General features: G+C 47.0%; 1 protein-coding gene. It reads left to right on the top strand.

Annotated features, from left to right (window positions below):
- A partial coding sequence (locus F6K51_RS37320; protein WP_293031231.1) for a heme peroxidase family protein occupies positions 1 to 1307 on the top strand: 1307 nt, incomplete at its 5' end.
- Positions 1308 to 1376 lie beyond the last annotated feature (69 nt).

Raw genomic sequence — 1376 nt, forward strand, 5'->3', positions numbered from 1 at the left:
TTACTGACCCTAATAATCCCAAGGGCGATAATATCAATGTACCTGCTGGTTACACTTATTTGGGTCAATTCATCGATCATGACATTACCTTCGATACCACTGCTCTCGGAGATATGATGGTTGACCCCTTGGCGGTGAAAAATTTTCGCACGCCAAAGCTGGATCTTGATAGTCTCTATGGTTCTGGTCCTGAGGTTCAACCCTATCTCTACCAAATCGATGACTCAGATCTGTTTTTAATTGGTAAAACCAACCAACAACCTGGTGGTGGCGATCCGTCTCTTCCCACAGAACTGCCCAACGATCTGCCTCGTTCTCCTAGTACTCTGGCCATCATTGGTGACCCCCGTAATGATGAAAATTTAATTGTTGCCCAGACCCACCTAGCTTTCCTGAAGTTTCACAACAAGATAGTTGAGGGCATCCGTGATGGCAGCATTCAAGCAGACTCTATCATGGGCAAGTCTACCTTTGAGGCAGCCCGAGAATTGGTAGTTTGGCACTATCAGTGGATTGTACTGTTCGACTTCTTGTCTCGCGTCATTGACCAGAAGCAGCTAATAGAAGTACTTGAAGGCGGTCGGCGCTTCTTCAAGTTTGGTCAGGATCCGTTCATGCCTGTGGAATTCTCTGTAGCAGCTTATCGTCTCGGACACAGCATGATCCGTGCGGATTATGACTACAACCGAGTGTTTACTTCTCGTCCTGGTGGGGTAACTCCTGCAACCTTACAACTGCTGTTTTTATTCACTGCTCAATCGGGTCAAATCGTTCCTATTCCCAGTGATTGGATAATTGACTGGCGTCGCTTCTTCCCGATCGATCCTAATGTACCGGTTAACTTGAGCCGCCAACTTGATCCATTTCTAGTTGACCCCCTCAAGAATTTGCCTAATGTTCCACCACCTAATTCCCTAGCGGTGAGAAATCTGTTGCGTGGTCGTAACCTTGGCTTGCCCGCTGGTCAAGATGTGGCTCGCTGCATGGGATTCCGGCCCTTGAGTAAGGAGGATATCTCCACAGGACAAGATGGCAATGTTGCCGCCCAGTTTGGTTTTGATGTTAAGTCTCCCTTGTGGTACTATATCCTCAAAGAAGCCCAAATCCAAGGTAACGCAGTGCGTTTGGGGGATGTAGGAAGCCGTATTTTGGCTGAAGTTTTTGTGGGTCTTATCGAAGGCGATCGCAACTCATTTTTATCACGCTGCTCCCAGTGGACGCCGATACTTCCTTCTGAAAAACCAGGAACATTTACTATGACAGACTTGTTGAGGTTTGTCGGAGATGCTAACCCCATTGGTGATTAATACTCTTATAGCGGTTTGGGATTTTGTGAAGTACATAGTTCTGGGTATTTAGGGAACAGGGAACAGCGA

The sequence above is a fragment of the Moorena sp. SIO3I8 genome (genome assembly GCF_010692325.1).
Lineage (GTDB): Bacteria > Cyanobacteriota > Cyanobacteriia > Cyanobacteriales > Coleofasciculaceae > Moorena.